The following is a 7,786-nucleotide window of genomic DNA, read 5'->3' on the forward strand; positions in this document are numbered from 1 at the left end:
AGTGGTGATGGAAGCTACCGCAAGATCATCCAGAATATTTGCATGGGGAGGCATATAGCCGTTAAAAGTTTTTCCTCGAACAGTGATTTCTCCTTGTATGCCATTTAAAATTGACTCCACGAGGATTTTAGGGTCTCCTAACACACGCTCAGATTGAGCGAGGGGAGGGAAGCGGTTATTATCCCCTTGCCCATTTCGCTGATGACAGGTAGCACAGTAGGTATTGTAAAGAATGCCTCCTTCAAGCAATGAGCCTTTGTCTAAATTATCCACTCCTTCAACAGGTCTTTTAATATAGGTTTTATCTGCGGTTAGTTGGTCCATTTCTTTCAGTTGCTTTTCACCAAACTCCGCTTTACTTCCTTTGTACATGACCCGCCAAATTTTGCCTTTATTGGAATCGGATATATAAAGGGATCCATCCGGACCTTCGTCTGTATAAGGCATCTCCTGTATTTTCTACGGTATCTACTCCGGCAAAACCATCCGCAAATACCTCCCAATCAGCTGCTACGCCATCCACTAAAGGAACAAAAGCGACTATAAAACCTGATTGTGGATATGGCGAGCGATCTGTGGAGCCGTGAAAGGCAATAAAAACACCCTCTTGGTAGCGAGCCGGAAATTGGTCTCCTTGGTAAAACAACAGTTCCATAGGAGCCCAATGACCTGGAAATCCAACTACAGGTAGGTCAAACTTGGAAGCCCTACCTACTATTTTGCCATCTCCACCATAGCCGGGAGATAATACATTTTTGCCTTGGAGATGATCATAATAGGCATAAGGCCATCCAAAATCAGCTCCTTGGGTTATTTTAACTAATTTCTCGGAAGGAAGCACTGCAGCCTGCCAGGAAGAGTAAAGCTTTGGATAAAGGGTGTGAAAATTATCTATTCCATTGACTACTCCATAGAGTTGATCATCCAATGGACTCCAAGTCATGCCTACGATACTGCGAAGGCCGGTTGCAAATTTGACCCCATCTGATTGGACTTGGCCTTCTCGGTTGGCATCAAACTTCCATACCCCCGCATTCATCTCCCTTTCCGGACTTGGGTCCAACCCCTTTCCTTCTGGAGTGCCCGTTGGACCATATATTTCAATATCCTGCCCGGCATCAGAAGGTGATCCAAACGGAATATACATGTTTCCTTTACCATCAAATGCAGCTGGTTTTGTCGTATGCCAGTTACGGGCTACGTTGGGATGGTTATCGGTAAGAATAACTTCTGTCTTGCTGCTGGGGACCAGTTCTCCCGGACTTAGTTTATTTCTCAAGACCTGATTAACAGTGCTCGTGTACAAATATCCATTATAAATGGTAACTCCTACCGCAGAACCGCCTATATCTTCATAGTCTCCAAAACGGACCACTGAGTCGGCTTTTCCATCCCCATTAAGATCCCGAAGACCTATGGTACCTCCATGCTTATCCCGTGAAAAGCGTAGTTTGGCATAAATATCTCCATTATCATTGACGGCAATATGCCGTGTAGGGCCTACACTGTCGATGACGACCAAAGCCTCAAATCCAGCCGGCAGAATCAATCCACCATTACCTACATCGGATGCAGGTAATTCATTTTGCTTGTTTTCACAAGAAATGCTGATTAGTAAAAAAATGAAAAGGCTATAACTCAAATATTTTTGGCAAGCGGAAAAATTCAAATAAACAAATTTGGGTAATCTGTGCAAGCTGGTCATGGTCTTTTGTGAATAATTAGTGGTGTTAGCATTTTGAGCTGGTAATTTAACCTTACTGAACCTAAAAACCTGCATCAGTCTTGCCATTTTTATAGAAACTTTTACAGTAGGCGAAGTTTTTCGCCCTTACACCGGTTGGTTTCAAATTGTTAAAATGCATTGTCAACCTGAATTAGTTGTATAATTATCCGTCTATTTCAATAGTTATTTAATAATATTATTCGGTCTCGTCCTGAAAATCCCCCTGACCCCCTTAAAGGGGGATTTGTGCACGTTACATTTAGCGAATGCGTTCTACCTGATAACTTTATCAACCTGCTGAATTATAGTAAATAAGCATACAATACTCATTTCCAAAAATCCCCCTTGACAAGGGGGCAAGGGGGATTTTTTAGCAACATCTCAAGTTAAAAAGAAGTTTTAGGAACATCATTTTGCAATTCCCAGTCATCTATATAAGTACCTATTTCCTGTAGAACATAGGACATAGATTTCTTGACATCCCTGTCCAAAAACCTTAGAAAAAAGAGATCCTTTTTCTCCAAAATCAATTGCCGTTTTTAGTCTTTAACCACTGATTCAGGGTATAAATTTTTATTATTTTATTTAATATTATTCACCTAAAAATCCCCCTGCCCCCCTTAAAAGGGGGATTTGTGCATGTGGTATTTAGCGGATGCGTTCTACCTGCTAACTTTATCAACCCGATGAATTGTAGGAAATAAGCATAAATTTCCATTTGCGAAAATCCTGCTTTGTCTGTTTGAAGAGGGATTTACAATATTTCTCAAATTCCATGAAGAATTCGTCTATAAGAAGAAAATTTCGGTAATTTGGATTTCAGTTTGCTTAAGCGAGAAAGTAAAAATATCAAGATTTCCTTATTGGCCTACTTCAACAATATAAACCATTTCCCCAAACAATAGCATGTCTTCCATTGAATCTGAAATTCTAAATTGTACCGGTGCCAAAGCCATTCACGACACAACACAGGTGCAGACCTTATGGAGCGGTTATGGCACCATCAAGTGCTATTATTTGGAAGGAGGTAAGCACAGTTCGGTCATTGTAAAACATATTGAATTGCCGAAATCCGACAACCACCCTAGGGGCTGGAATACAGATTTGTCGCATCAAAGAAAGGTCAAATCCTATGCAATAGAAAGTAATTGGTATAAACATTATGCCTCCTTAACCAACCCAAACTGTAAAGTCCCGCAATTATTGTATGAAGAAGCCGGCGAAAACACACGTTTGCTAATTATGGAAGACCTCAATGCTTTGGGTTTCCCAATCCGCAGGACACCTCAGACAGTAAGCCTTTTAGCGGCCAAAAACTGTTTAAGCTGGCTGGCACATTTTCATGCCGTATTTATGAAAGTTTCTCCTAAAGGACTATGGAAAAAGGGTACTTATTGGTACTTAGATACTCGACCAGATGAATTGGCCAAAATGACCAATAAGCCCTTGCAAAATGTCGCGCCGGAAATTGACAAAAAACTGAATGAAGCGAAGTTCCAGAGCTTAGTTCATGGGGATGCCAAGCTGGCGAATTTCTGTTTTGGATCGGAAAATCAAGTGGCAGCAGTAGATTTTCAATATGTTGGCAAAGGTTGTGGAATAAAGGATGTGGCCTACTTTATCAGCAGTTGCTTTGAAGAAGAAGCTTGCGAACAATTTGAAGGAGAATTGCTTGACCATTACTTTAAATCACTTGAAGAAGCAATGGGTAATACCATTGAATTTCAGGAGGTTAAAGAAGAGTGGACCAGCCTATATAAGTTCGCTTGGGCTGACCTTTACCGTTTCCTAGATGGCTGGAGTACAGGGCATTGGAAGATGCATGGATACAGCGAAAAGCTCACACAAGCAGTAATAGAAGAACTAGATAGTGAATAAATGTTCGAAAAAACCGTTTTAGAAAAGCTTTGCCTGCAAGCCATTGAGGCAAGTATTGCTGCAGGAAAATGGATACAATCTCAAGTTGATGCAGCATATCATCGACGAAAAAAAGAAGGTGGGCATTCTCTGGCTTCACAGGTAGTGACTGAAGTAGATTATAAGGCACAGGCCATAATTTTAAAGCATTTGGCTTCAAGCGTAAATCAACATGACTTGGGTTTGCTTACAGAGGAAGCAGCAGATGACCAATCCCGTTTAGAGAAGGATTACTTTTGGTGCATTGATCCTCTCGATGGCACTTTACCTTTTACCGAACAACGTCCCGGATATGCGGTTTCTATCGCTCTTATCTCCAAATCCGGGGACCCTGTCATCGGGGTCGTATATGTTCCTGATGAGGATTTGTGTTACAGTGCAATCAAAGGGCAGGGGCTATATTTGAATGGGGAGTCTTTTCTTCCTAAGCCTTCAGCAGACATTTCTTTACATGTTTATATGGACAGAAGCATGCAAGGCGAAAGCTATTTTAATGATTTAGGAATATACCTGAAACAATGGGCTGATTCGCAAAATTACGGGGAAGTGGTATATCATTTTGGCTATGGTGCGGTCCGTAATGCTTTATCTGTTTTTGCCCATAGGCATTCCAGTTATTTAAAATTTCCAAAAGCGAAAAAAGGAGGGGGTAGCATATGGGATTTTGCAGCCACTCGATTAATTTTTGAGGAGTTGAATTTACCGGTTAGTAATTATAGGGGTGATAAATTACATTTGAATTCTCGGGAAACCACATTTATGCACCTTCAGGGAGTGGTTTATGCCAGTAAGCGAGAACTTGCTAACCATTTAAAGCGTTTCAAAATTTCCTGATAAAAAAATTCAATTTATAGGATTGATTTAGGCTATTATTGTTATCAAATTTACCTAATCAAAATGATTTACCAATGTCATTAGATGTATTAAAAGCTGCAGTTACTATTATTGCCTTAGAAAACCCGTAAAGATGTTTTAATAAGTAGGCTTTATTATAGGTTAATATGATTTGCTACCCATAGCAACACCTTATAATTTTGTCTTGTCAGAATCCTATTTTTTATAAATGAACCCCGAAAAATGATTGAAACCCTAAGGGGTCGCTTAACTCGATAATTATCTGATTTGCTTTTCCCAATGTCTTAGAACTTCATCTAACTCTTTACAACTTAATTTAATTCCGATTGATGAGGTTAATTGTGACGCTTTTAAATCCAAAACACCCTGGAGTGATACATTTATAGCCATAGGCACCAGCGCATGGTAAAACAATGAGAACAACACGGTTTTGACGGTATTGTTGCCTTTTTTCTGCAACAATACTGACAAAATCGAATATCGAAATTTTTAACTGCGAGTTAAGCTATTTCAACTCTATCCTCCATCCTAATTTCTCGGCCTGATTTATGAATGACTTGATATTTTCAGGATGCCATTGGTTACAGGTTGAAATAGCCTGATCCTGAAGCTGGATAACCTCATCTTCCTTTATGTAATGTCTCTTATGACCCAAACGTTGGTATATATCTTCAGCATTGCTCGTTAAATCCACTACACCAAAGCTCCCTTGAATATAATCAGGAAAATCATGTTTTAATTCTGAATAGGTGATTTCAGGATTCCTTTCTACATGCGATCTAACCACTGCATTGACAAGTCTGCCTTTATTATATTCTTTTCCTTTGAAAATGAATTTTGAATAATCTTTGTTAGAGTAAGAAAAATTGAAATAGGTATCGGAAATCACAAAAACCTCATTTTTATCACTCCGAAATCGCTTGATTGTCATTCCAGCAATTGGGATTTCTTTAAATTCATAACCTTGGGATAAACGCTCTTGTAGCCCAGCACTTATAGAAGATCCCACAAGAAGCCCAACCCATTTTGGTTCTGCATCTTCCTGCCAGTATTCTCCCAAATTCAAAATCTGGGCACGGACAGAAAGATAATCTTCAAGTTGACTAAGACTTAACTCATCGATTTCATTCAATTTGATTTCCACAATTCCCAAATACTCTCCACCGTATTTAGCAAGAATATCGATTCGTCCATCACCCGTTTTTCTACCACTTTTTAAGGCTAATTCTGCATCTAACACTTCTACTTCTGAGAAATTCTGTTCATCCAACTTTAAAATATCCTCATTTTCCAACAGATAAGCTTCCATAGCCAATTCCTTCCAAAAAGGATAGGGTTTCATAGAAATGCTATTCGCTGTAAATTGTCTAAAAATTGCCATGTTTTTTTAATATCTATTTAAGGTTAATCCATCTCCAATTCATTTAAAACCTACCAATTTTCTAAAAGCTGGACGAATCAAATGAAATATCAATTAGAAAAATTTAAGGTATTTTTCCTTTGCTAAAGATATCGTTTTGAATGAAAACGAATAAATCTTTCTTCAAATAATTGGTTAAAACATTGTAATTAAACTATTTCAGGACCTAACATTCATTTTTAATTCTTCATGATTTCAGCAATATTATTCTTATTTTGGAACACATTATTCCAAAAATCATTGGCATGAAAAAAACCATTATAATCGGATTAACCTTATTCTTATTGCAGGGGCTTGTAATGGCCCAAACGGGACTTTCCCTGCCTACAGCGCTTAAAGGTGAAATACCTTGGGACCTAACAACCTTATCCCAAGCTCCAAACTTTGAATGGCTGAACCAATCGGACTCTGTTTGGTCTTTGCGCTATACGGGTGAGAAATATGAAGGAAAGGTGACGGAAGTATTCGCCTACTATGCTAGTCCGGCTACAATTGGGGCGGAGAATGTAGGATCTGGGGACTTTCCCGGAATTGTACTGGTACACGGTGGGGGAGGAACCGCCTTTCAAATTTGGGTAAAGGAATGGGCTGAAAGAGGATATGCAGCCATCGCCATGGATCTTGGTGGTGATCAACCATTACCTACAGCCGAACAAGAAAATCCTTGGGGTTCCAAACGAACCCGTATGGAAAACGGTGGTCCCAAGCAAGACGATGTCCACAAATTTTTCAGGTTAGATGAGGCTTTTACCGAACAATGGCAATTCCATTCTGTATCCAATATTATCCGCGCACATTCTCTTATTAGATCATTTGAGGAAGTGAATCCGGAGAAAACAGCCATTACAGGCATAAGTTGGGGCGGCTACCTGACCAATTTGACAGTTGGTGTTGATCAGCGCTTTGCGGCAGCTGTGCCGATCTATGGTTGTGGGTATTTGCATGAAGGCAGTGCCTGGGACAAACAGTTTGATTCTCTTGGGGTCGCTGAAACCCAACGTTGGGTAAAACTTTGGGATCCTTCCAGTTACGTGGGAAATGCAACAGCTGATATGCTGTTTGTAAATGGCACCAATGATTTTGCTTATTTCGTGGAAAACTGGCAAAAAACAGCCAATCTGGCCAAGGATGCGCAATTTACGTTAATACCGGAAATGAAGCATAGTCATCTGCACGGCGCTGCCCCTGAGGAAATTTACCGGTTTATCAGTACTCAGTTGGAAGACAAATCCGAATTCATTAGTTCGATAAAATTAAAACACAAAGGGGGTAAGGTGAAATATTCTATTTCACATGCTTCGGATAAAATTTATATGGCTTATACCGGCGATGAAAAGCGAAGTCCGGAAAGAGAATGGAAATTGATTCCACTCGATAAAGCAAAAGGCAAGGTCACTGTGCCGACAGATGCCAAACTTTGGTATATCTATTGGGTTGATGCCCATGGAAATCGGAGAAGTAGTGAGGTGAAGGGATGGGAGTAGATTTTAGTTGAAAATCAATTTTATACTTCCATAAACTTGGCTTATCTGGAAAGCGTTAAATAGGATTGAATACGTTGGGAAAAAGTAACGTTTCATATCTCAGTTCTCTTTTTCCGACCTTATAAAAATTAGTAAAATGTATGGCTTCATGACGTAAAAAACAAAAATAAACTGGAAGAAACAAAGGTGAAAATGGCACCTGATCCATTTAAACGGAGTTTTAAAGGGTTAATCTAAGCACCATGAAACTGAAAACTATATAGAGTTGGATGGAGTCGGACTAATATAATAGAAAGGTTAAAAATTATTTTTTATTCGGCAAGTGTTCTTTTAATCTCTTCATTTCTTTTCCCCTGAGTTACTCGGCTACAGAGCAGGCCCTGA

7 protein-coding genes are annotated in these 7,786 nt (G+C 39.5%); 3 read left to right on the forward strand and 4 right to left on the reverse strand.

Translation table 11 applies throughout. The features are described 5' to 3' along the window. The 3 genes from AAC037_RS14585 to AAC037_RS14595 all read right to left on the reverse strand — a co-directional run. A partial coding sequence (locus AAC037_RS14585; RefSeq protein WP_339903670.1) for a c-type cytochrome occupies positions 1-447 on the reverse strand: 447 nt, incomplete at its 3' end. After that, positions 392-1,642 carry a hypothetical protein gene (locus tag AAC037_RS14590; protein ID WP_339903671.1) on the reverse strand — a complete coding sequence of 417 codons (1,251 nt, stop codon included), beginning with the start codon at positions 1,640-1,642 and terminating at the stop codon, positions 392-394. The genes AAC037_RS14590 and AAC037_RS14585, both read right to left, overlap by 56 nt. Before the next feature lie 470 nt (positions 1,643-2,112). After that, complete coding sequence (locus AAC037_RS14595; RefSeq protein WP_339903672.1) at positions 2,113-2,250, reverse strand: hypothetical protein; 138 nt, start codon at positions 2,248-2,250, stop codon at positions 2,113-2,115. Positions 2,251-2,632: 382 nt separating this feature from the next. On the opposite strand from AAC037_RS14595, the gene AAC037_RS14600 reads away from it, so the two are divergent. After that, complete coding sequence (locus tag AAC037_RS14600; protein ID WP_339903673.1) at positions 2,633-3,604, forward strand: phosphotransferase; 972 nt, start codon at positions 2,633-2,635, stop codon at positions 3,602-3,604. Then, positions 3,605-4,477 (forward strand): inositol monophosphatase family protein, encoded by an 873-nt coding sequence (locus AAC037_RS14605; protein WP_339903674.1) that lies wholly within the window; start codon positions 3,605-3,607, stop codon positions 4,475-4,477. Positions 4,478-5,003: 526 nt separating this feature from the next. Here the strand turns inward: AAC037_RS14605 and AAC037_RS14610 are convergent. Continuing rightward, positions 5,004-5,879 (reverse strand): hypothetical protein, encoded by an 876-nt coding sequence (locus AAC037_RS14610; protein WP_339903675.1) that lies wholly within the window; start codon positions 5,877-5,879, stop codon positions 5,004-5,006. A 284-nt stretch (positions 5,880-6,163) separates the two neighbouring features. On the opposite strand from AAC037_RS14610, the gene AAC037_RS14615 reads away from it, so the two are divergent. After that, positions 6,164-7,402 (forward strand): prolyl oligopeptidase family serine peptidase, encoded by a 1,239-nt coding sequence (locus AAC037_RS14615; RefSeq protein ID WP_339903676.1) that lies wholly within the window; start codon positions 6,164-6,166, stop codon positions 7,400-7,402. Positions 7,403-7,786: the final 384 nt, after the last annotated feature.

It is taken from the genome of uncultured Cyclobacterium sp., from assembly GCF_963976465.1.
Taxonomy (GTDB): domain Bacteria; phylum Bacteroidota; class Bacteroidia; order Cytophagales; family Cyclobacteriaceae; genus Cyclobacterium.

What these genes read in the sequence shown, in the direction of transcription:
- AAC037_RS14615 (WP_339903676.1), top strand. Translation starts at nt 6,164, where the DNA reads ATGAAAAAAACCATTATAATCGGATTAACCTTATTCTTATTGCAGGGG.
- AAC037_RS14610 (WP_339903675.1), bottom strand. Translation starts at nt 5,879, where the DNA reads ATGGCAATTTTTAGACAATTTACAGCGAATAGCATTTCTATGAAACCC.
- AAC037_RS14605 (WP_339903674.1), top strand. Translation starts at nt 3,605, where the DNA reads ATGTTCGAAAAAACCGTTTTAGAAAAGCTTTGCCTGCAAGCCATTGAG.
- AAC037_RS14600 (WP_339903673.1), top strand. Translation starts at nt 2,633, where the DNA reads ATGTCTTCCATTGAATCTGAAATTCTAAATTGTACCGGTGCCAAAGCC.